A 21,762-nucleotide genomic window follows, 5' to 3' on the forward strand; every position below is an offset into this window, starting at 1 on the left:
ATCAGGGACGCGTCGGGGTCGTCTCGGGGTGGGGGTGGGGGTGATGCCGGATCCGGGGCGGACGGGCCCCGGAGAGGATCGGGGCATGACCAACAGAGCGTCTGAGTACGGGATTTCGGGACCGACGGCCGAGGGCACGCCGGACGGGGGCACGCCGGACGGGGGCACGCCGGACGGGGGCACGCCGGCCGGCCCGGGGCGGCCGTGGGGGCGGCGGCGGACCGAGTTCGTTCGAGTGGCCTTCGTCGCGGGGCCGCTGTGCATGCTGGCGTACGGGGTGGTCCGGCTGGCCGACCCGGACCACGGGCCGGGCCCCGCCTGGACCGTCGGACACCTGTTCCTGACCGCCGGGGTACTGCTGTTCGGGGCTGTGTTTCTGGGGCTGCGGCGGCTGGCGGCGCCGGTGGGGCCGGCGGGCCGTGTGGGGGCCGGGGTGGCGACCGGGCTGGGGCTTGCCGGGGTGGCGGCGGTCGTGGCCCAGGCGGTCATCGACCTGGCCGTCGGCTTCCGGTCCGCCGACCGGGCGGGCATGAACCGGCTGTTCGAGGACATCCAGAGCCGGCCCGGTGTGGAGCCGGTGGTGTACTCGGTGGTGCCGGTGCTGTTCTACGTGGGCCTGCTGTGGATCGTGACGCAGCTGGCGGTGCGGCGGCGGACCGGGGTGTGGCGTCCGGTGGCGGTGCTGGCGGGCACGGTGGTGATGGCCGTCAGCCTGGACCTGATCCCGCTGGGTGCGCTCCTGTTCTCCGCGGCCCTGGCCCCGCTGGGCCGCGACCTGGCCGCCCGCGAGTGCGCCGCCCGCGCCGACCTGGCGTACACGGGCGGCACCCCGTACCCGGCCGGGCTGCGGGCGGTCGCGTGACGCCCGTCGGCCCGGCCCCGGGGTCCGGGGCCGGGCCGACGGGAGCCGGGGCCGGGCCGACGGGAGCCGGGGCTCAGCTCAGTGCAGGGGGGGTAGGTCATCCGGGTGCCGAGCGTCCGTGTGGCGGGCCCGGTGACGCGGGTGGCCGTCAGCGTGATGCCGGAGGCGGAGAGGTTGTTGCCGTTCGCGTCGCAGATCCGCAGGGTGATCGTGACGAAGCCCAGCAGGCGGGGCGGCCGGGCCGGGTCGTAGAGCAGGCAGATCCGGTACGCGACGGTGTAGGTGACGTTCCTGGTCGACGGGTTGGTGGCGACGTCCTTGGCGTTCACGGTGAACGTGTGTGCGCCGAACGCCGACGTGTCGACCGCACCGCCGTCGGGCACGGTGCCGACACAGCTCGCCAGTCCGGACGTGGCGTCCGCGCCCGCGTAGGAGGCGCTGACCGGCCGGCGGAAGAGGTAGGTGCCCGCCGTCCCGGACGGCACTCCGATCGCCACTCCGGTGGGGAACCTGGCTCCGTCCGGCCTACCGGCGGGCGCGCAGCTCGGTCTTGAGGACCTTGCCGCTCGCGTTGCGCGGCAGGTCGGGGACGAACTCCACCGCGCGGGGCACCTTGTAGTTGGCCATCTCGCGGCGGGACCAGGCGATCAGGTCGTCGGCGGTGAGGGTGGAGCCGGGGCGGCGAACGGCGTAGGCCTTGCCGACCTCGCCGAGCCGGGGGTCGGGGACGCCTACGACGGCGACGTCGGCGATGTCGGGGTGCAGGCCGAGGAGTTGCTCGATCTCGGCGGGGTAGGCGTTGAAGCCGCCGACGATGAACATGTCCTTGATCCGGTCGGTGATGCGCAGGTTGCCGTGCGCGTCGAGGACGCCGACGTCGCCGGTGCGCAGCCAGCCCTCGGGGGTGAGGGTGCGGGCGGTGCCCTCGGGGTCCTCGAAGTAGCCGCGCATCACGTGGTGGCCGCGGACCCAGACCTCGCCGGGGGTGCCGGGGTCCTGCGCGGCGCCGTCGGGGCCGGCGATCCGCAGTTCGGTGCCGGGGATGGCGCGGCCGGACGTGGCGGCGATGACGTCGGCGGGGTCGCCCCGGCGGCACATGGTGACGATGCCGGCCGCCTCGGAGAGCCCGTAGGCGGTGAGGACGGTGGCGATGCGCAGTTCGGCGCGGAGCCGTTCGACGAGCTGGAGGGGGACGACGGCGGCGCCGGTGACGACCAGGCGCAGCGCGGAGAGGTCGTGGTGGTCGCGCTGGGGGTGGTCGAGGAGGGACTGGTGGAGGGTGGGCGGCCCGGGGAGCACGGAGATCCGCTCGGCGGCGATGTTGGCGAGGGCGGTGTCGACGTCGAAGACGGGCTGGGGGACCATCGTGGCCCCGCGCATCAGGCAGGCGATGATCCCGGCCTTGTAGCCGAAGGTGTGGAAGAAGGGGTTCACGATGAGGTAGCGGTCGCCCTCGCGCAGTCCGGCGAGCTCGCTCCAGACGGCGTAGCAGCGCAGGGTCTGGGCGTGGGTGATGACGGCGCCCTTGGGGCTGCCGGTGGTGCCGGAGGTGAAGACGATGTCGGAGGGGGCGTCGGGGGGTATCGCGTCGGCGCGCGTGCGGACCGCGGAGGCCGGGACCCGGTCGCCTCCGGCGAGGAAGTCCTTCCAGGTGCGGAAGTCGGAGGGGGCGTCGTCGGCGAGGACCACGACCTGTTCCAGGTGGGGCAGTCCGGGCAGCGGTCCGCTGCCGGGCCCTTCGGCGGCGGCGCGGCGCAGGGAGGCGACGTAGGAGGTGCCGAGGAAGGTGCCGGTGACGAAGAGCAGGCGGGCGCGGCTGCGCCGGAGGACGTAGGCGGCCTCGGCGCCCTTGAAACGGGTGTTGAGGGGGACGAGCACCGCGCCGGCGGTGACGGCGCCGAGGGCGGAGACGATCCAGTCGACGGTGTTGGGCGCCCACACGGCGACGCGGTCGCCGGGTTCGACGCCGGCGGCGAGGCAGGCGGCGGCGGCCCGTTCGACGCGGTCGCCGAGCTGGGCGTAGTCGAGGCGGGTGCGGCCGTCGACGACGGCCTCGCGGCCGGCGTGGCGGCGGGCGGCGTCCCGTACGAGGGCGGCGACGGTCCCCCAGCGCAGGTCCCCGCGCGGGTCCGCCGCGTCCGCCTCGGCCGCGTCCGGCGCGCCCGCGTCCGGCGTCCCCGCGTCCGGCGTCCCCGCGTCCGGAGCGTCCGTGCCCAGCGTCCCCGCGTCCGGCGCGCCCGCGTCCGGCGCGCCCGCGTCCGGCGTCCCCGCGTCCGGCGCGCCCGCGTCCGCAGCGTCCGTTCCCGCAGCGTCCGTTCCCGCTGGTCCGAGCCCGAACGCGCCGGTGCCGCCGTGGTCCTCGTGGCCGCCTCGCTCCATCGCCCGCCCCTCCCCCTGGAACCCAGTAGCTGACTATCCGTCAGATTAGCTGTAGCCTTCGCGGCTGTCAGCAGTACCGGCGCACCGCGGAGGTGGCGATGGCGGCAACGCTCAAGGACGCTACGGCAATCGTCGGCATCGGCCAGACCCCCTTTGCCAAGCGACTACCCGCGCCGGAGAAGGAACTGGCCTGCCGGGCGATCCTGGCGGCGCTCGCCGACGCCGGCATCGACCCCGGCGAGGTGAACGCCTTCGCCTCCTACACGATGGAGGAGACCGACGAGGTCGAGGTCGCCAAGGCCATCGGCGCCGGCGACGTCACCTTCTTCTCCAAGGTCGGCTACGGCGGCGGCGGCTCCTGCGCCACCGTCGGGCACCTCGCCGCCGCCATAGCCACCGGCCAGGCCACCGTCGGCGTCGCCTGGCGCTCCCGCAAGCGCGGCTCCGGCCCGAGGCCCTGGAAGAACACCACCGTCCAGCTGCCCACCCCCGGCCAGTGGACCCGCCCCTTCGGGCTGCTGCGGCCCGCCGACGAGATCGGCATGCTGGCCCGCCGCTACATGCACGAGTACGGGGCCACCCGCGACCACCTCTTCAACGTCGCGATGGCCTGCCGCAACCGGGCCAACGAGAACCCCGCCGCGATGATGTACGAACGCCCGCTGACCCGCGAGATGTACATGACCTCCCGCATGATCAGCGACCCGCTCTGCCTCTTCGACAACTGCCTGGAGACCGACGGGGCGCTGGCCTGCGTGATCGTCTCCGCCGAGCGCGCCCGCGACTGCCGCCAGAAACCGGTCTACGTGCACTCCGCCGCCCAGGGCCTGCCCGCCCAGCACCACGGGATGGTCAACTACTGGAACGACGACCCGCTGTCGGGGCCCGCCTGGACCGCCGCCCGGCACCTGTGGAAGCAGGCCGACTTCGGGCCCGCCGACGTGGACGTCGCCCAGATCTACGACGCCTTCACCCCCCTGATCCCGCTCTCCCTGGAGGGCTACGGCTTCTGCGGGCGCGGCGAGGGCGCCGCCTTCACCGAGGGCGGGGCACTGGAGATCGGCGGCCGGCTCCCGGTCAACACCGGAGGCGGCGGGCTCAGCGAGGCGTACGTGCACGGCTTCAACCTGATCAACGAGGGCGTCAAGCAGCTCCGCGGCACCTCCACCGCCCAGGTGCCGGACGCCGCGACCTGCCTGGTGACGGCGGGCGAGGGCGTCCCGACGTCCGCGATCCTGCTGCGCGCCTGAGCCCCCTTCCCCGAGGAGCCGCACGATGACCACCGCCCCCGGCGCCGACGAACTCCAGCTCCTGCTCCCCGTCCCCGACGAGGACGGCGCCCCCTTCTGGGAGTACGCCGCCCGCGGCGAGCTCCGCGTCCAGGCCTGCGCCTCCTGCGGCAGGCTCCGCTTCCCGCCCCGGCCCTGCTGCCCGTACTGCCGGTCCTTCGACTCCGAGTGGCGCCTGATGAGCGGGCGGGGCCGGATCTGGTCCTACGTCCTGCCGCACCCCCCGCTGCTGCCGGCGTACGCGGCGCAGGCCCCGTACAACGTGATCCTGGTGGAGCTCGCCGACGCCCCGCACATCCGGCTGGCCGGGAACCTGGTCGCCTCCGCCGGTGCCCGGCTCGACTCCGTGGACCCGTCCCGGCTGCGCATCGGCGCGCGGGTGCAGGTGGTGTTCACCGAGACGGGCGGGACGGCCGTGCCGCGCTGGGTCCTGGAGCGGCCGTGACCCTGCGGGTGGAGCGGGAGAAGGAGAGCGGGGTCGCGGTCGTCACCCTGGACCGGGAGGCGCGGCACAACGCGGTCGATCTGGCGACGGCGGCGGAACTGGCCTCGCTGTGGCGGGAGCTGCGCTTCGACGAGGAGGTGCGGGCGGTGGTGCTGACGGGCGCGGGCACGGCCGCGTTCTGCACCGGCATCGACCGCTCGGCGCAGGTGCCGCAGCCGACCTCCCCGTACTCGGTCGACGACCCGCTGATCGCCATCGGGCCGAAGGCGAACGACCTGTGGAAGCCGGTGGTCGCCGCGGTCAACGGCATGGCCTGCGGCGGGGCCTTCTACCTGCTGGGCGAGTCGGAGTTCGTCGTGTCGGCGACGACCGCCACCTACTTCGACCCGCACACCTCGTACGGGATGGTCAGCGCCTACGAGGCCGTGTACATGGCCCAGCGGATGCCCTTCGGGGAGGCCGCCCGGATGGCCCTGATGGGGACGGCGGAGCGGCTGTCCGCGCGGCGGGCGTACGAGATCGGCCTGGTGTCGGAGCTGGCCGAGCCCGGGGAGCTGCTCTCGGCGGCGGTGCGGTCGGCGCGGACCCTGGCCTCGTTCCCGACCGAGGGCGTCCAGGGCACCGTACGGGCCCTGTGGTCGGCGAAGCAGGCGGCCCTGCAACAGGCCCTCGCCCAGGCCCCGGCGCTGATCGCGCTGGGCAACCTGCCGCCCGGCCGCCAGGCCGAGCTGTTCGCGGGCCGCCGGCCGGGGACGGAGTTCCGGCTGCGCTGATCAGGGGGCCGGCCCGGCAGTCCTCGATCAGGGTCCCGCCGACGCCCTCGCGGCGGAGGGACACGGAGAAGGTGGCCGGGCGGTCGAGCCGCCCAGCCGGCACGGCCCGAGTCCCTCCCCCTGAGACAAACGGCGGTCACGCTACCGGCAACCGCCGGATCCGTGGTTGCATCCCAGCACCGAACCCGGCGGCAGCCGCACACCCCCGCGTCCCTTCGGTGAGCACCACGTCACCACGAGGAACACGGGCCCATGCGACGCAACATCACCACCGAGATCACCATCGACGCGACCCCCGAGGAGGTCTGGGAGGTCCTGACCGACCTGCCCCGCTACTGCGTCTGGAACCCCTTCATCCGGCAGGCCGACGGGGAGGTCGCCCCCGGCGGGCGCCTCCGGCTGACGATGTACGCCGCGTCGGGCAGGCCGACCACCTTCCGCCCGACGGTGCGGATCTGCGTGCCCGCGGCCGAGCTCCGCTGGTCGGGGCACTTCCTCGTCCGCGGGCTCTTCGACGGCGAGCACTACGTCCGGCTCTGCGAGGGTCCGGGGCGCACCACCCGGGTGGAGCACGGCGAGCGCTTCCGGGGGCTGCTCGTCCCCTTCGTCGGCAGACTGCTGGAGGGGACGGCCCGCAACTTCACCGCCATGAACGAGGCCCTGCGCGCCCGCGTCGAAGAGACCCGCGCCGCCTCCTGACGCCACGGCCGGCGTGCGGGCCCGGGGGTGCCGGGCTAGCGTCGGGATCATGATCCCCACCCCGGAGGGCCGGGCGTGATCCGCAACGCAATCGGCTCGCTCCTGGGCCTGGCAGGAGCGGCCGCCGCCGTCTGGAGCCCCTTCCGCGCCTGGTACGACGGCCGGCCCGGCCGCCACTACCGCGTCGAGGAGCTGTTCTCCGGCGTCACCAGCGACCCGCCCGCGCTGCTGGGCTCGCTGCTCCTGCCGATGCTCTGCGCCGCGCTCCTCGCGCTCTGCGCGGTCCTGCGGCGGTCGCGGCCGCTCATGGGGCTGGCGGGCCTGGTGGTGCTGGGCGCGGCGGTGCTGTGGATGGTCCGCCAGGGCCAGGCGGCCGGGGGCCTGGCGGTCGGCCTCGACGGGGAGGGCCTGGGCGAGGGCGTCGTCTGCGCCGTCGGGGCGGGCGCGCTGCTGCTCCTGGCGGCCGTGGTCATGCGCGGCCGGCGCCGCCGGCCGCGGGGCCGCGAGCTGGACCTCGAACCGGTGCCGCCCCGGCCGGCCGCCGGACCCGAGCCGTGGGGGCCGGGCGGCCGATGCTAGGCGGGCCTTGGGAGGAGCCGGTCAGACGATCCTGCCGACCTGGCAGCGCTGGACGTCGTTCACCCTGGCGGGGCTGGCCATGGGGACGGTGACCGTCTGGGTCTCGCGCGGCTTCAGCGTGACGCGGACGGAGGTCCGGTCGACAGTGCCCGTGTTGCCCTCGAAGGTGAGCGGTACCTCGACGGTGCGCTGGGTGTCCAGGTCCGAGGTGACCTGGAGGACGGCCCTCGTGCGGCCGGGCGCGGCGCAGGAGACGACCGTGGCGTGCGCGGGCGCGTCGCTCTTCTTGCTCTTGCCGCTGCCGGTGCTGCTGTTGCTGCTGTCGTTGGTGCTGCTGTGGCTGCTCTTGCCGGACGAGCAGCCGTGGCCGCCGCTGCCGCCGCCGTGCCTGCCGTGGGCGGAGAAGCCGGTGAGCGAGAGCACGACGCCCACGAGTACTGCCGTGAACCTGATATGACGACCGGCCACCATGGCGCGATTCCTTCCCCCGAGGACAACAGCCGATCACGCTACCAGGGGCCACCGACAGCACGGCGGCCGCGCGCGGCGGCCCGAACGGCGGCGGCCCCGCTCCCCGGGGAGGGGGGCGGGGCCGGCCGGTGTCCGTGGAGACGGATCGGGCGAGACGGATCAGGCGGCGTCGACGACGCCGGAGGCCGCGATCTCGATCTTGGCGCGGGTGGCGCCGGAGGGGGAGCCCAGGGACTCGATCTTGTCGACCACGTCCGTGCCCTCGACGACCTTGCCGAAGACGACGTGCTTGCCGTCGAGCCACGGGGTCAGGACGGTGGTGATGAAGAACTGCGAGCCGTTGGTGTTGCGGCCGGCGTTCGCCATCGAGAGGAGGTACTTGCTGTCGTGCTTCAGCTCGAAGTTCTCGTCCGCGAACTTCTCGCCGTAGATGCTCTTGCCACCGGTGCCGTTGTGGTTGGTGAAGTCACCGCCCTGCAGCATGAACTGGGGGATGACGCGGTGGAAGCCGGAGCCGGCGTAGCCGAAGCCGTTCTGGCCGGTGGCGAGCTCGCGGAAGTTCTGGGCGGTCTTCGGGACGACCTTGTCGAACAGCTCGAAGACGATGCGGCCGGCCGGCTTGCCGTCGATGGTGATGTCGAAGAATACGTTGCTCATGGGTCCCATCCTGTCACTCCCGGTGCGGAACGCGACCCGGCGGGGCCCTGGAGCACCCTGACGGAGGGCCCGTTCGGGGTGTTCCGGGCGGGTTCGGACTGCGTTCGGTCGGGGCCGGAGGGCGGTCCGCGCCCCGGCCCCGGCCGGTCAGCCTCCCGTGCGGGTGCCCGTGCCCTTGGCGGCGTCCAGGGCGTACACGCAGCGGTCCTTGCTGCACGCGTACACCACGCCCGCCTCCGCCACCGGCGCGCCGGTGATCTCGCCGCCCGTGGCCAGCTTCCAGCGCAGCTGCCCGCCCGCCGCGTCCAGGGTGTACAGGCAGTGGTCGGCCGAGCCGAAGTGGACCCGGCCGTCCGCGACCACCGGGGGCCCGGTGATCTCACCGCCGGCCGCGAACCGCCACTTCGGGGTGCCGGTGACCGCGTCGAGCGTGTAGAGGGCGCTGCCCGCGCCCAGGTGGACGTTGCCGCCCGCCACCAGCACCGGGTCCGCGGCCGGGCGCGGTTCGGTGGCGATGCGCCAGCGGTCCTTGCCGGTGGCCGCGTCCAGGGCGTAGACGGTGCCCAGGTAGTCCGCGAGGTACACCCCGCCTCCCGTGACCGCAGGGCCCGGCGCGAACGCGGGCGGGGCGAGGAAGACGGCGGGCGCCTCGAAGTGCCAGCGGACCCGGCCCGAGGCCCGGTCGACGGACAGCACGCGGGTGCCGGCGGCCACGTACACGTTGCCGTCGGGGGCCGGGGTGACGCGGACCGGGACGTTGCCGCAGGAGGCCGCGTCCCCGACCGGGTACGACCAGGCCTCCAGCCCGGAGCGGGCGTCGAGGGCGCGCAGCCGGGCGTCCTGCCAGACGTAGACCGTGCCGTCGTGGAGGACGGGGGCCGCCTCCGGCGTCTCGAAGTCGGACTGGGCGCCGGTCAGCTCCCACAGCTTCTGGCCGTTGGAGGCCTCCCAGCCCTGGACGCCGCCGCCGCGCGTGGCGGTGATGACGGTGCCCCTCTCGGCGCGCAGCGCGTACACCCACGCGTCGGCGTTCAGCCGCCAGCGCTCGGAGCCGTCCGTGGCGTCGAGGGCGAAGAGGGAGGGGCCGTCGGAGGCGTGGATGCGGCCGTCGGCGACCGCCATGGACCAGGCGACGTCACGGGTCTTGAACTGGCGCCGCCCGCTGCCCACGTCCAGGGCGTGCACTTCGAAGGAGGTGACGTACAGCAGGTCGCCCGCGACGGTGGGGGTGCCCCAGACCTCGTTCGACATGCGGAAGCGCCACGGCCGCCACCGGCCGCTGTCCGGCGACGGCCCGGGGGCCGGTACGGACGGGGTCGCCACCGGGGCGGCGGCGGACGCGGAGACGCCGGCCGGCGGGCGCACCCAGCCGGTCGCCGAGTGCGCGGAGGCGTGCCCGGCCGGGGCCGAGGCCGTCGCCCGCGGGCCGGGCCCGATCGGCACCGGGGAGCCGCCGAGGCGCACCGGCGCGCCCGGCAGCGAGGACGCCGGGGCCATCGGCGGGCGGTCCGGGCGCGGCGGCAGGGCCTGCCCGGTGCGCGGGTCGGTGAACGGGTCGGCGGTGCCGCGCGGGGGCCGGCGGTGCGTGGTGGGGCCGGAGACGGGCGGTGCGGAGACGGGCCCGGGGGCGGGCCCGGGGGCGGGCCCGGACGCGGAAGCGGACGCGGATCCGCCCCGCGGGGGCTGGGAGGGGCCGCCCGGGGCCGGGACGCCGGCGACGGACGTACGGTTGCCGGCGCGCCGGGCCTCGATCATCGCGACGGCCCGCACCGGGAGCCACGCCGAGGCGGTGCCGCTGTCGTCGCCGCCGTCGAAAAGGTGCGGCGCGAGCTGTGCCTGGAGGTCGGCGGGGGTCGGGCGCTGGGTGGCGTCCATCTGCATGCAGGAGTCGATCAGCGGCCGCAGCTCGTCCGGGAGCCCGTCGAGGTTGGGTCCCTCGCGCAGCAGCATGAACACCGTCTCGACCGGGTTCGCCCCGTGGTACGGCGGGTGCCCGGTCGCGGCGAAGACGAGGGTGGAGCCGAGCGAGAACACGTCGCTGGCGCCCTTGACGCTGCGTGAGTCCTTCGCCTGCTCCGGCGACATGTAGGCGGGGGTGCCGACGGCCACGTTCGTCATCGTCAGGCGCGTGTTGGACACGCCGCTCGCGATGCCGAAGTCGATCACGCGCGGCCCGTCCTCGACGACCAGCACGTTGGACGGCTTCAGGTCCCGGTGGACGAGGCCCGCCCCGTGGATGGACTGCAGCGCCTCCGCGATACCGGCCGCGAGCCACCGGACGGCCTGCACGGGCATCGGCCCGCACTCGTTGACGATCTCCTCCAGCGAGGGCGCCGGCACGTACGCGGTCGCCAGCCACGGCACGGCCGCGCGCGGGTCGGCGTCGACCACGGCCGCCGTGTAGAAACCGGACACCGCCCGCGCCGCCTCGACCTCGCGCGTGAACCGCACGCGGAACAGCTGGTCCTCCGCGAGCTCCGTGCGCACCGTCTTGATCGCGACCCGCCGACCGGACGCCGACCGCGCGAGATAGACCAGCCCCATGCCGCCGGCGCCGAGCCGTCCCAGCACCTCGAAGGGGCCGATCCGTCTCGGGTCGTGCTGCGTAAGCTGCTCCACCACTCGCCTCCACACCTCCCCGTACGAGCCCTCTGCCCGGGCCCGCTCCTGCAAACAGCGCGTCCACCAGCGCGCGGCACCGCGGACGGCCGCCCGGCGTCCCGTACGGCATCGCCGGCGGGGACGGCACCCCGTCCCGCCGCGTGCGGCGTCCGACTCCGGGCCCGTGGCCAGGAGTCGCGCAGTCCCGATTCTGTCAGGCCCGCGCCTGGTCCGGCCCCGGCTCCCGGCCCCCATTCCCGCGCGACTGCGACAGGAGGGCGAAGACGGCCCCCTGATTGTCGGCGACGACGGCGATCCGGCCGTACGGCGTGTCGAACGGATCGGCCGTGACGCGCCCGCCGAGGCGCCGCACCGTGGCCACGCTCGCGTCGCAGTCGGGGACGGCGAAGTAGGCCAGGAAGTGGGCGGGCATGATCTCCGGGAAGGCGTCCGTGATCAGGCTGCGCCCCAGGACGGCGGTGTCGGCGCCCGGCGTGCTGCCGGGCGGGGACCACAGGCGGTACTCGGCGCCGGAGGCCGCTCCGGTGGTTCCCGCGGTGCCGGTGGAGCCGGTGGTGCCGGTGGTGCCGGTGCCGTCTTCGGTGTCGTACTGGTCCTCGGGGACGTAGCCGAAGACGGTGGCGTAGAACACGTCCACCGCGTCGCGGGCGCGGGTGTAGAGCTCGGCCCAGCAGTACGTGTACGGCTCGTCCTGGGCCTCGAAGCCGTGGTGGGTGCCGGGCTGCCAGAGCCCGAAGACGGCTCCGCCGGGGTCGGCGGCCATGGCGGCGGTGCCGTAGGGGCCGACGGGCTGGGGGTCCATCACCATCTGGCCGCCCGCGGCGCGGATGCGGGCCGCGCAGGCGTAGGCGTCGACGGTGTACAGGTAGACGCCCCAGACCGTGGGCATGCGGCCGTCGGGCTTGGGGGCGAGGGCGGCGACGTTGCGGCCGCGACTGTAGGCCTGGGTGTAGCCGCCGTACTCGGGTCCCGCACTGTCCGCGAAGGTCCACCCGAAGAGCTCGCCGTAGAAGCGCTTGCCCGCCTCGACGTCGGGGAGCGAGGCGTCGACCCAGCAGGGGGACCCTTCCGCGAATGCGATCATGGGGAGGTTCCTTCCGTTGCGCTGGGTCTCGCAGGGTTTCTCACGGACTCGCCGGAGATGACGGGGGTGGTGGGGTTGGTCGCCTTTCCCGGTTTCGCCCCTGGTGGACAGGATCCTCCTGAAAAGTTGTCCACACCCTGTTGACAAGACTATTCGGGGGATGAGCGGTGACAGGAGCAGGGCCTCCGGTGTCACGTCTGCCCCGCGACTGCCCGGCAATTCGGCTGAAATCTGCCGTAGCCCGATGCCCCGCGGCCGCTCCGGGGCTGGTCGGCGGGCCCGTAACCCCATTTGCAGGCGGCCGAATAGCGCTCCGGAGCCCCCTCGGTAAGCTGACGGCATGACAGGACAAGTACGCACCGTCGACGGGCGTGTCGCCGGCCGGCGCGGCCAGGCGACGCGGCAGAAGCTGCTCGACTGCCTCAGCGAGATGCTCAGCTCCTCGCCGTACCGCGACGTCAAGGTGATCGACGTCGCGCGCAAGGCCGGTACCTCCCCCGCGACCTTCTACCAGTACTTCCCGGACGTCGAGGGTGCCGTCCTGGAGATCGCCGAGCACATGGCCACGGAGGGCGCCCAGTTGACGGCGCTCGTCGAGGGCCGCAGCTGGGTCGGCAAGGCCGGCTGGGCCGCCGCCGAGGAACTCGTCGAGGGATTCCTGGACTTCTGGCGGCGCAACGACGCGATCCTGCGCGTCGTGGACCTCGGCGCGGCCGAGGGCGACAAGCGGTTCTACAAGATCCGCATGAAGATCCTGAACTCCGTCACCAACTCCCTTACGGAGTCGATGAAGGAGCTCCAGGCCAAGGGCAGGGTCGACAAGGACCTCAGCCCCGCCGCGATGGCGGGCTCCCTGGTGGCGATGCTGGCCGCGGTCGCCTCGCACCAGAAGGGATTCCAGACCTGGGGCGTCAAGCAGGCGGAACTCAGGCCGAACCTGGCGCTGCTCGTCCACCTGGGCATCACCGGCAAGAAGCCGACCAGGTGACGGCGGACCCCTGCGAGGGGTCCGCCGCCGGCGCTGGTTCCCGTACGCCTGCGGTCAGCGCCGCTCCAGGCGGAACAGCCTGATCTCACGCTCGATGCGCGCCTGGTACGTCGCGTACGGCGGCCAGAACCGCAGGACCGCCTTCCACGCCTCGGCCCGTTCGGCCCCCTCCAGCAGGCGGGCCCGTACCGCGATGTCCCGCCCCTGCCAGTTCACGTCCGCGTCCGGGTTCCTGAGCAGGTTCCCGGTCCAGGCCGGATGGCCGGGGCGGCCGAAGTTGGAGCCGATCAGCAGCCAGCTCGCGCCTCCGTCCTCCGGCATGCAGGCGAGCGGGGTGGTGCGCGGCTCGCCGCTCTTCGCCCCCCGGGCGGTGAGGATCACGCCCGGCAGCATGCGGGCGCTGAGCAGCACCTTCCCTCCGGTCAGGCGGTGCACCGCCTTGTCCATGGCGGGGATGAAGTGCGGTGCGATCTTCGCGAAGAGGAGGGTCGAGGAGACCTTCTGCATGAGCTTGACGGGGAGGGTCGCACCGGGAGCCATCAGACGGCCGCCTTCTGTGGAGTCGCGGAGGTGGCCGCGGGGGTGGGGGTGGCCGCGGGCGTGGTCGCGGGCGTCGCCGGGTCCGGGGCGTCGAAGAGGCCGGCCCGCTGCGCGGCGTGCGCGCGGAGCCGGTGGACCGGGCCGAAGAGCAGCTCGTCGGCGGCCGCCCGCTTGAAGTAGAGGTGGGCGTCGTGCTCCCAGGTGAAGCCGATGCCGCCGTGCAGCTGGATGGCCTCGCCCGCGGTGATCCGCAGGGCCTCCAGGGCCTGGGCGAGGGCGAGGGCGCCCTGTTCGGGGTCCCATGCGGCGTAGTAGGCGGCGGAGCGGGCCGCCTGGACCTGGACGTGGAGGTCGGCGAGGCGGTGCTTGACCGCCTGGAAGGAGCCGAGGGGCCGGCCGAACTGCTCGCGCCGGCGGACGTGCTCCACCGTGCGGTCCAGCGCCCGGCCCGCCGCGCCGACGGCCTCGGCGGCGAGGACGGTGGCGGCGTGGCGGCCGGTGGCGGCCAGGGCGGCGAGGGTGGCGGCCCCGCCGTCCGCCCGGTGGGGCTCCTCCCCGAGCAGCCGGGCCTCCACGTTCCGCAGTTGGACGCGGCCCTGGGGGCGGGTCTCGTCGAGGGTGGTCCGGCGGGCCCGCACGAGGCCGGGCGCGTCCCCCCGGACGACGAACAGCAGGGTCCGGGCCCGGGCGAAGCCGCCGGTGTGCGCGGCGACCAGGAGCAGGCCGGCGCTGTGCCCGTCGAGGACCTGGGCCACCTCCCCGTACAGCCGCCAGCCGTCGGCGTCGGCGCGCGCCTGCACCCCGCCCGCACGGCCCCCGCCGGCCCAGTCGCCGGGAGCGTTGTCCCCGGTCAGGGCGAGGGCGGTGGCCAGGGCGGGGCCGGGGACGGCGAGCGCGGCGGTCAGTTCCCCGGCCGCGAGCGCGGGCAGCAGCTCCGCGCGCTGGGCGGCGGTGCCGAGGGCACCGATCAGCGGGGCGGCCAGGACGGCGGTGGCCAGCAGCGGCGAGGGCAGCAGCACGCTCCCGGTCTCCTCGCAGGCCAGCGCCAGGTCGGCCGGGGTGCAGCCGACGCCGCCGTACTCCTCGGCGATGGCGATGCCGGGCAGGCCGAGCTGCCGGGAGAGCCGCTGCCACAGCTCGCGGTCGTGTCCCGCATCGGTCCGGACGGCGGCTTTGACCTCGTCCGGGCCGCAGTGTTTGCCCAGGATCTCGCGCAGGGTACGGCGCATCTCGTCCTGTTCCGCGGTGAAGGCGGCATCCATCGTCGGGCTCCTCCCCGTATCTGACGGGGCGTCATGTTAGGGCGGCGGGATCGAGATGCACAGGGGCGGGACGGGTGTCGTCGCGGAGGTGCCGACGGGGGCCGCCGGCACGCGGGGGGGCTAGCACCTGACGCATCGTCAGCTGTACCGTCCCCCCATGCCTGGACCCCTGTCTGAACCCCCCGTGCCCGTCTCCCCCGCCGCACCCCGCCGCCGGGTCGCGGTGGTCGGCGTCGCCCTGTCGGACTGCGGCCGGGTGGACGGCCCGACCCCCTACGCCCTGCACGCGCAGGCCGCCCGGCGGGCGCTGGCCGACTCCGGCCTGGACCGCTCCGTCATCGACGGCTTCGCCTCGGCGGGCCTCGGCGTCCTCGCGCCGGTGGAGGTGGCCGAGTACCTCGGGCTGCGGCCCACCTGGGTCGACTCCACCTCCGTCGGCGGATCGACGTGGGAGGTGATGGCGGCCCACGCCACCGACGCCATCGCCGCCGGCCACGCCAACGCCGTCCTGCTCGTCTACGGTTCCACGGCCCGCGCCGACATCAGGGCCCGGCGGCGTACGTCGAACCTGTCGTTCGGCTCGCGGGGGCCGCTCCAGTTCGAGGCGCCGTACGGGCACACGCTGGTGTCGAAGTACGCGATGGCCGCGCGCCGGCACATGCACGCCTTTGGGACGACACTGGAACAGCTCGCCTCGGTGGCCGTCCAGGCCCGGGCCAACGCGGCGGCCAACCCGGACGCGATGTTCCGCGACCCGATCACGGTCGAGGACGTCCTCGCCTCGGAGCCGATCGCCGACCCGTTCACCAAGCTGCACTGCTGCATCCGCTCCGACGGCGGCTGCGCGGTGCTCCTGGCGGCGGAGGACTACGTCCCGGACAGCGCCAAGGCCCCCGTCTGGATCCTGGGCACGGGTACGTCGGTGTCCCACACGACGATGTCGGAATGGGAGGACTTCACCGTCTCCCCGGCCGCCGTCTCGGGCCGCCTGGCCTTCGCCCGCGCGGGCCTCACCCCGGCGGACGTGGACCTCGCCGAGATCTACGACGCCTTCACGTACATGACGCTCGTGACGCTGGAGGACCTCGGTTTCTGCGCCAAGGGGGAGGGCGGCGCCTTCGTGGAGAAGGGCCGCCTGCTGCGGGACGGCGACCTCCCGGTCAACACGGACGGCGGCGGCCTCTCGGCCTGCCACCCGGGCATGCGCGGCCTGTTCCTCCTGGTGGAGGCCGTCCGCCAGCTCCGCGGCGAGGCGGGCCCGGACCGACAGGTCACGAGGCGCGACGGCACCCTCCCGGAGGTCGCCCTGGCCTCCGGCACCGGCGGCTGGTTCTGCTCGTCGGGGACGGTGCTGCTGGGGCGGGGGTGAGCTGGATCCGCGGTTCTTCCACGCCGTGCGGCCGAGCCGGGGGCCGGCGGATCGCGCCCGGCTTCGCGGTGGGTGTGCGGACGGACGGGCAGCTGCCCACCTGGGCGAGCACGGGGCCTCCGTACGTCAACGTCCGTACCGCACAAGGGCTTTGACGGGCAAACCGCGACCCCGCTACGTTCTGCCCATGGACCTCCTGCGCTACGTGGCCTTCAGCACCGATCCGCTCGGCGGGAACCCGGCGGGCGTGGTGCTGGACGCCGCCGGCCTGGACGAGGCGACGATGGCCGCCACGGCGGCGGAAGTCGGCTACTCGGAGACGGCGTTCGCCGTTCCCCGGCAGGACGGGGAACTCGACGTCCGCTACTTCAGCCCGCAGAACGAGGTGCCGTTCTGCGGGCACGCCACCATCGCCACCGCCGTCGCCCACGCCCAGCGGTACGGGGTGGGTGAACTGCTGCTGCACACCCAGGCCGGCCCGGTCCCGGTGACCACCTCGGCCGGGCCGGACGGGGCGGTGGTCGCCACGCTGGTGAGCGTCGCGCCGCGTACGGAGGAGATCTCCGAGGCCGATCTGGCGGAGCTGCTGGCCGCCCTGCGGTGGTCGGCCGCCGACCTGGACCCGGCGCTGCCGCCCCGGGCCGCGTACGCGGGGGCCTGGCATCCGGTGATCGCGGCCGCGAGCCGGGAGCGGCTGGCGGACCTCGACTACGACATGGCGGCGCTGGGTGCGCTGATGGCGCGCCGCGGCTGGACGACGGTCGCCCTGGTACGGCGCGAGTCGCCGACCGTCTTCCACACCCGCAACCCCTTCCCGCCGGGGGGTGTGGTGGAGGACCCGGCGACGGGCGCGGCGTCCGCCGCGCTGGGCGGGTACCTGCGGAGCCTGGGTCTGGTGGAGGTGCCGGCGGTCCTCACCGTCCACCAGGGCGTGGACATGGGGCGGCCGAGCCTGATCACGGTGGGCGTGCCGGCGGATCCGGCGGCGGGCATCGAGGTGACGGGGACGGCGGTCCCGATCGCCTGACCGTACGGGCGCGGGGCCTGGGCCCCGCTACCAGTCCAGCGTGTCCAGGGGCCTGCCGTCCGGGGCGATGCGCAGGTCGTGGTGGTGGTGGTCGAGGTCGATCAGGCGGATGCGGGACGGGTCCCTCCATTCGGCCTGGAGGACGCCCCTGGGGTACTGGGAGACGTACGAGGCCACCGGCCAGCGGCGCGCCGTCGGGAAGGAGCCGGCGTCGACATGGATGCTCCAGACCGGGTCGGTCAGCCCCGGCCCCCGTTCCACCACCAGCCGGCGGGCGGAGCCGTCCGGGGCGGGGACGTCCCACTCCAGGTCGGGGAAGGGGTCGGACATCACCGCGTACGCCGGAACGGCCAGCACCCCGGCCACGGAGGCCCCGGCCAGGACGAGGCCGGCGGCCTTGCGCAGCGCCGGGCGGCGGGAGGCGAGCAGGGCGGCCGCGGTGAGGGCGAGGACGGCCAGGGCGGCGAGGAGCACGGGGTGGTCGAGCTCGGCCGCGAGGACCGGGCCGCCGGGCCGGTGGTAGTGCGCGGCGACGGGCGCGGCCAGGACCGGCACCGCGGCGAGCGGGACCAGCGTGCGGGCGGCGGCTCTGGGGATGTCCATGGGGGCACCCTAGGGTGCCCCACGCAGACGGCCGAACCCACGGCCCGGGTCACTAGCCTGTCGCCATGACCGGCGATTCCGAGTTCCACGAGCTCCTGCACTCCCTGCGCGTCTGGGACACCGCGCTGCCCGCCTTCGACCCGGCGTCGGCGCCCGGGCAGCCCCTGGAGCTGTTCCGGGAGTGGTTCGTGCACGCCGCCCGGGCGGGGCAGGTGGAGCCCCACACGATGAGCCTGGCGACGGTGGACGCCGACGGGCGGCCCGACGTGCGGATCCTGATGCTGCACGAGGCGGACGCGCGGGGCTGGCACTTCGCCTCGCACGCCACCAGCGCCAAGGGCCGTCAGCTGGCCGGGCGGCCGGAGGCCGCGCTGGTCTTCTACTGGCCCGCGGTGGGACGGCAGGTCCGCCTGCGGGGCCGGGTCACCGCGTGCGGGCCGCAGGAGAGCCGGGCGGACCTGGCGGTCCGCTCGCGCGGCGCCCTGGCGGCGGCGCTGACGGGCCGGCAGAGCGAGGTGCTGGGCTCCCCGCAGGAGCTGGCCGAGGCCTCGGCCGCCGCCTGGGAGCGGGCCGCGGCCGAACCGGACGCCCCGGCCCCGACCTGGACCCGGTACGTACTGGACCCGGCGGAGGCGGAGTTCTTCCAGGGCGACGCCGCCCGCCGCCACGTCCGCCTGCGCTACCGCCGCGACGGGCGGGACGGCTGGACCCGCGAGCTCCTCTGGCCGTGAACGCGCGACGGCGAACCGTTTCAGCCGGTCCGGTGGAACCTCCCTGGTCAGAGGATGTGCGAGAGCGCTTCGCCTGACCTGATCCTGTCCGCCGGACCGCGCCGCGAACAAGAGAGTTGAGGGTTTTCAGAGGTCGATACGCGGATGAACAACCCTTTCATGGGCGGAACACCGCAATCCATACCCCTTCGGCCGCCTCCCGGAAGGCGACCCGCAGCGGCATGCCGATGCGCAGGTCCTCCTCCACGCAGTCGACGACCTCCGTCATCATCCGGGGCCCCTCCTCCAGATCGACCACGGCGGCCGTGTACGGGACCCGCGCGCCGAACGGCGGCAGGTCGTTGCGGTGGACCACCGACCAGGTGTGGAGGGTGGCGCGTCCGCTCGCCTCCTCCCAGGCCACCCGCTCCTCGCCGGCCCAGCAGAAGGGGCAGAACTCGCGCGGGTAGTGGTGGGCGCGCCCGCAGTCGGCGCAGCGCCGCAGGAGCAGCCTCCCCCCGGCGGCGGCGTCCCAGTAGGGGCGGGTGAAGTCGTCGGCCTCGGGCAGGTCGTACCGCGCGGCGCTCACAGCAGGATCCCCATCGCGGAGTCGAGGGACCAGGTCTGCCAGGAGACCCCGAAGAGCGCGACGCCCGAGGCGAGCGCCATCATCGAGTTCTGCCCCTGCTCCGCCCAGTCGTGGATCATCAGCACCAGGTAGAGCAGGTTCAGCAGCAGTCCGCCGGCCAGCGCCACCGGGGTCAGGAACCCGAGCACCAGGCCCAGTCCCAGGGCGAGCTCCGCGTAGACGACGACGTACGCCATCAGCCGCGGCCGCGGCTCGACGACGGTAGCGAAGCCCCTCTTGACGAAGGACCAGCGGTGCCTGCCCGCCACGTCGGCGGCCCAGGCGATGCCGGTACCGCGCTCGAACCAGCCCTTCTTGTCCTTGTGCCGCCAGCTCTCCAGCCACCACAGGCCGAGGCCTGTGCGCAGCACGGCGAGCCATTCGGCCCCGCTGAGCCAGATGGTCTGCATGGACCGCCACCCTCCACTCGATCTGACGGTACGTCAGTTCAGCGGATCGACGCCGATCCCGCAAGGCCTCAGACGACCTCCGTGAACAACCGCCCGTACCCCTCGACGCCGTCCGCCCCCACACCCGCCGCGCGCAGGGCGGACCACAGCAGGACCTGGTTCGCGGTCAGCACCGGGCGGCCCAGGGTGGCCTCCAGGGCGGCGATCGCGCCGACCGCGCGGAAGCCGTTCCCCCCGACCACGACGGCCTCCGCCGCGTCGCCCACCCGCTCCGCCACCCAGTCGTGCAGCCCCTGCGGGGTGACCTGCGCCTGCCCGCCGGGCAGCCCGCACGGGGCGGCGTACGGGACCTCGAAGCCGGCCTCCTCGTAGTAGCCGCGGCCCAGCTCGTTCAGGGTCTCGTCGAACCACGGCGGGTCGACGAGGGCGATCCGCCCGACGCCCAGGGCGCGCAGCGCCTCGACGGCGGCCGCGCAGGTGGCCACCACCGGCAGGCCGTGGGCGCGCTCGCGCAGCCGGGCCAGCATGAACCCCTCGCCGCGCGTCCCGATCACGTACGAGGAGCTGGTGAAGGCGTACGCGAGCACCGCCACCGGCGCGGCCGCCAGCAGCCCGGCCGCGTCGTCCACCTGCGGGGGCTCGGCGAAGGCCCGTACGGGGGCCAGCGGGATCGTCGCCTCCATCACGCCGCCGCTCCCCATCCCGCCGAACGGCACCCGCGCGTAGTGCAGGCCCACACCGGACGGGGCCATGGCGCGCAGCTCCGACTCGGGGCCGACGTCGGCGTGGGGGGTGAGGACACCGAGCCGGACGCGCACGTCCCACCCGTCGGGCTGCCACATCACGCACTCCTCTCCACTACCGGAACGCCCCACTTTGTCAGGGCCCACCCCGCTCTGCCGCCGAGCCGCGCCGGGCCCCCGGCCGCCGCCTCCGCCCCCGTGACCGATCCGCAATCGATTCCCTCCTCGTCCGAGACCCATCAACCCTGTGTGTCGATACGCTCACTCCTCATGCCCGCCCCCGCACCCGATCTGACCAGCACCCAGCCGCGCCCCGTGTACGTGATCGGCGCGGGACCCGGCGGACTCGCCGTCGCCGCAGCGCTGCGCGCCCGCGGGGTGCGCGCCGTGGTCGTCGAGAAGTCGGACGCGGTCGGCGCCTCCTGGCGCAGCCACTACGAGCGGCTGCGGCTGCACACCACCCGGCGGCTGTCGGCCCTGCCCGGGCTGGCGATGCCGCGCCGCTTCGGGCGCTGGGTCGCGCGGGCCGACGTGGTCCGGTACCTGGAGAAGTACGCCGAGCACCACGAGCTGGAGCTGGTCACCGGCGTGGAGGTGACCCGGATCGAGCGTGCCGCCGACGGGGACGGCTGGACCCTGCACGCCTCCGGCGGGCGGCTGCTGGCGGCCCGGGCCGTGGTGGTGGCCACCGGCTTCAACCACACTCCGCACCTGCCGGACTGGCCGGGCGCCGACACCTACACCGGGCGGCTGCTGCACGCCTCCGGCTACCGCGAGCCCTCGCCGTACGCGGGGCGGGACGTGCTGGTCGTCGGCGTCGGCAACACCGGGGCCGAGATAGCCGTGGACCTCGCCGAGGGCGGGGCGGCCCGGGTACGGCTCGCGGTGCGCACCGCCCCGCACGTGGTGCGCCGCTCGACGCTGGGCTGGCCGGCGCAGCGCACGGGGATCCTCGTCCGCAGGCTGCCGGTGCGGCTCGTGGACCGGCTCGGGGCGCTGGCCGCGAAGGCCTCGGTCCCGGACCTGTCCGCGCAAGGACTCCCCCGGCCCGCGTCGGGCCTGTACAGCAGGGCGCGCCAGGGGGCCATCCCGGTGCAGGACGTGGGCCTGATCGACGCGGTGCGCGAGGGGAGGGTCGAACCCGTGGCCGCCGTGGCCGCCTTCGACGGCGACCGGGTGCTCCTGACCGACGGGACGGCGCTCACCCCCGACGCGGTGATCGCCGCGACGGGCTACCGCCGGGGCCTCGAAGCCCTGGTCGGACACCTGGACGTGCTGGACGGCCGCGGCCGCCCCCTCGCGCACGGCCCCCGCACCGCCCCGCACGCCCCGGGCCTGTACTTCACCGGCTACACGAACCCGATCAGCGGGATGTTCCGCGAACTGGCCCGGGACGCGCGGCGCGTGGCGAAGGCCCTGTCCCGCTGAGGCACGCCCGCCCGGCGGCCGCACCCCGCGCCGCGGGCCCCCCTCCCCGGTGACCGCCGGCCGGACCCCCGGCCGGCCCCTCGGCCGGATCCGGTCTGGACGGCGCCCGAACACCTCTGCCACGGTTCAGGCACACCACCTCCACCACCTTTCCTGCGCATCCCTGTTCCTGACGGCGCGTCAGTTCAGTAATC

Annotated in this window: 22 protein-coding genes; 11 read left to right on the plus strand and 11 right to left on the minus strand. The window is 74.8% G+C overall.

Annotated features, from left to right (window positions below):
* Positions 1-85 precede the first annotated feature (85 nt).
* Positions 86-862 carry a hypothetical protein gene (locus ACFY15_RS23905; protein ID WP_390826038.1) on the plus strand — a complete coding sequence of 259 codons (777 nt, stop codon included), beginning with the start codon at positions 86-88 and terminating at the stop codon, positions 860-862.
* Between the two features lie 525 nt (positions 863-1,387).
* On the opposite strand, the gene ACFY15_RS23910 is transcribed toward ACFY15_RS23905, so the two are convergent.
* Complete coding sequence (locus ACFY15_RS23910; RefSeq protein WP_390826039.1) at positions 1,388-3,241, minus strand: FadD3 family acyl-CoA ligase; 1,854 nt, start codon at positions 3,239-3,241, stop codon at positions 1,388-1,390.
* A 98-nt stretch (positions 3,242-3,339) separates the two neighbouring features.
* Here ACFY15_RS23910 and ACFY15_RS23915 point away from each other — a divergent pair, with 98 nt between their 5' ends.
* The 5 genes from ACFY15_RS23915 to ACFY15_RS23935 all read left to right on the plus strand — a co-directional run bounded on the left by ACFY15_RS23915 (position 3,340) and on the right by ACFY15_RS23935 (position 7,026).
* Complete coding sequence (locus tag ACFY15_RS23915) at positions 3,340-4,491, plus strand: lipid-transfer protein (RefSeq protein WP_390687805.1); 1,152 nt, start codon at positions 3,340-3,342, stop codon at positions 4,489-4,491.
* Positions 4,492-4,516: 25 nt separating this feature from the next.
* Entirely contained in the window at positions 4,517-4,975 is a 459-nt protein-coding gene (locus tag ACFY15_RS23920) for a Zn-ribbon domain-containing OB-fold protein (protein ID WP_390687806.1), read from the plus strand.
* Positions 4,972-5,748, plus strand: a complete 777-nt coding sequence (locus ACFY15_RS23925; protein ID WP_390687807.1) for an enoyl-CoA hydratase/isomerase family protein — start codon at positions 4,972-4,974, stop codon at positions 5,746-5,748. The genes ACFY15_RS23920 and ACFY15_RS23925 overlap by 4 nt, the downstream gene beginning before the upstream one ends.
* Before the next feature lie 252 nt (positions 5,749-6,000).
* Positions 6,001-6,447 (plus strand): SRPBCC family protein, encoded by a 447-nt coding sequence (locus tag ACFY15_RS23930; RefSeq protein ID WP_390687808.1) that lies wholly within the window; start codon positions 6,001-6,003, stop codon positions 6,445-6,447.
* Between the two features lie 75 nt (positions 6,448-6,522).
* Entirely contained in the window at positions 6,523-7,026 is a 504-nt protein-coding gene (locus ACFY15_RS23935; RefSeq protein WP_390687809.1) for a hypothetical protein, read from the plus strand.
* Positions 7,027-7,047: 21 nt separating this feature from the next.
* Here ACFY15_RS23935 and ACFY15_RS23940 read toward each other — a convergent pair whose 3' ends face one another.
* The 4 genes from ACFY15_RS23940 to ACFY15_RS23955 form a co-directional block, all read right to left on the minus strand.
* The gene (locus ACFY15_RS23940; RefSeq protein ID WP_390687810.1) at positions 7,048-7,497 is read right to left on the minus strand and encodes a hypothetical protein; all 450 of its coding nucleotides are present in this window, start codon (positions 7,495-7,497) and stop codon (positions 7,048-7,050) included.
* A gap of 159 nt (positions 7,498-7,656) precedes the next feature.
* Positions 7,657-8,154, minus strand: coding sequence for a peptidylprolyl isomerase (locus ACFY15_RS23945; protein ID WP_390687811.1), 498 nt, complete (start codon positions 8,152-8,154; stop codon positions 7,657-7,659).
* A 147-nt stretch (positions 8,155-8,301) separates the two neighbouring features.
* Complete coding sequence (locus tag ACFY15_RS23950) at positions 8,302-10,776, minus strand: PQQ-binding-like beta-propeller repeat protein (RefSeq protein ID WP_390687812.1); 2,475 nt, start codon at positions 10,774-10,776, stop codon at positions 8,302-8,304.
* Positions 10,777-10,969: 193 nt separating this feature from the next.
* A complete protein-coding gene (locus ACFY15_RS23955; protein ID WP_390687813.1) occupies positions 10,970-11,860 on the minus strand; it encodes a VOC family protein in 891 nt (296 codons plus the stop codon).
* A 340-nt stretch (positions 11,861-12,200) separates the two neighbouring features.
* Here ACFY15_RS23955 and ACFY15_RS23960 point away from each other — a divergent pair, with 340 nt between their 5' ends.
* Positions 12,201-12,848, plus strand: coding sequence for a TetR family transcriptional regulator (locus tag ACFY15_RS23960; RefSeq protein WP_390687814.1), 648 nt, complete (start codon positions 12,201-12,203; stop codon positions 12,846-12,848).
* Between the two features lie 54 nt (positions 12,849-12,902).
* On the opposite strand, the gene ACFY15_RS23965 is transcribed toward ACFY15_RS23960, so the two are convergent.
* A complete protein-coding gene (locus ACFY15_RS23965) occupies positions 12,903-13,388 on the minus strand; it encodes a nitroreductase family deazaflavin-dependent oxidoreductase (RefSeq protein ID WP_390687815.1) in 486 nt (161 codons plus the stop codon).
* The gene (locus ACFY15_RS23970) at positions 13,388-14,650 is read right to left on the minus strand and encodes an acyl-CoA dehydrogenase family protein (RefSeq protein ID WP_390687816.1); all 1,263 of its coding nucleotides are present in this window, start codon (positions 14,648-14,650) and stop codon (positions 13,388-13,390) included. The genes ACFY15_RS23965 and ACFY15_RS23970 overlap by 1 nt, the downstream gene beginning before the upstream one ends.
* A gap of 157 nt (positions 14,651-14,807) precedes the next feature.
* On the opposite strand from ACFY15_RS23970, the gene ACFY15_RS23975 reads away from it, so the two are divergent.
* Both ACFY15_RS23975 and ACFY15_RS23980 read left to right on the plus strand, forming a co-directional pair.
* Positions 14,808-16,019, plus strand: coding sequence for an acetyl-CoA acetyltransferase (locus ACFY15_RS23975; RefSeq protein WP_390687817.1), 1,212 nt, complete (start codon positions 14,808-14,810; stop codon positions 16,017-16,019).
* A 187-nt stretch (positions 16,020-16,206) separates the two neighbouring features.
* Positions 16,207-17,046 carry a PhzF family phenazine biosynthesis protein gene (locus ACFY15_RS23980; RefSeq protein ID WP_390826040.1) on the plus strand — a complete coding sequence of 280 codons (840 nt, stop codon included), beginning with the start codon at positions 16,207-16,209 and terminating at the stop codon, positions 17,044-17,046.
* Positions 17,047-17,073: 27 nt separating this feature from the next.
* On the opposite strand, the gene ACFY15_RS23985 is transcribed toward ACFY15_RS23980, so the two are convergent.
* Complete coding sequence (locus ACFY15_RS23985) at positions 17,074-17,649, minus strand: hypothetical protein (protein ID WP_390687819.1); 576 nt, start codon at positions 17,647-17,649, stop codon at positions 17,074-17,076.
* Positions 17,650-17,714: 65 nt separating this feature from the next.
* On the opposite strand from ACFY15_RS23985, the gene ACFY15_RS23990 reads away from it, so the two are divergent.
* Positions 17,715-18,380, plus strand: coding sequence for a pyridoxal 5'-phosphate synthase (locus ACFY15_RS23990; RefSeq protein ID WP_390687820.1), 666 nt, complete (start codon positions 17,715-17,717; stop codon positions 18,378-18,380).
* A gap of 157 nt (positions 18,381-18,537) precedes the next feature.
* Here ACFY15_RS23990 and ACFY15_RS23995 read toward each other — a convergent pair whose 3' ends face one another.
* The 3 genes from ACFY15_RS23995 to ACFY15_RS24005 form a co-directional block, all read right to left on the minus strand.
* Positions 18,538-18,948 carry a Zn-ribbon domain-containing OB-fold protein gene (locus ACFY15_RS23995; RefSeq protein WP_390687821.1) on the minus strand — a complete coding sequence of 137 codons (411 nt, stop codon included), beginning with the start codon at positions 18,946-18,948 and terminating at the stop codon, positions 18,538-18,540.
* The gene (locus tag ACFY15_RS24000) at positions 18,945-19,397 is read right to left on the minus strand and encodes a DoxX family protein (RefSeq protein ID WP_390687822.1); all 453 of its coding nucleotides are present in this window, start codon (positions 19,395-19,397) and stop codon (positions 18,945-18,947) included. Before ACFY15_RS24000 ends, ACFY15_RS23995 begins: the two co-directional genes overlap by 4 nt.
* 68 nt (positions 19,398-19,465) lie before the next feature.
* Positions 19,466-20,239 (minus strand): maleate cis-trans isomerase, encoded by a 774-nt coding sequence (locus ACFY15_RS24005; RefSeq protein ID WP_390826041.1) that lies wholly within the window; start codon positions 20,237-20,239, stop codon positions 19,466-19,468.
* Positions 20,240-20,410: 171 nt separating this feature from the next.
* Between ACFY15_RS24005 and ACFY15_RS24010 the strand changes: the two genes are divergently transcribed.
* Positions 20,411-21,568 (plus strand): flavin-containing monooxygenase, encoded by a 1,158-nt coding sequence (locus ACFY15_RS24010; protein ID WP_390687824.1) that lies wholly within the window; start codon positions 20,411-20,413, stop codon positions 21,566-21,568.
* The last annotated feature ends 194 nt before the right edge of the window (positions 21,569-21,762 follow it).

This window comes from Streptomyces sp. NPDC001373 (assembly GCF_042895815.1).
Lineage (GTDB): Bacteria > Actinomycetota > Actinomycetes > Streptomycetales > Streptomycetaceae > Streptomyces.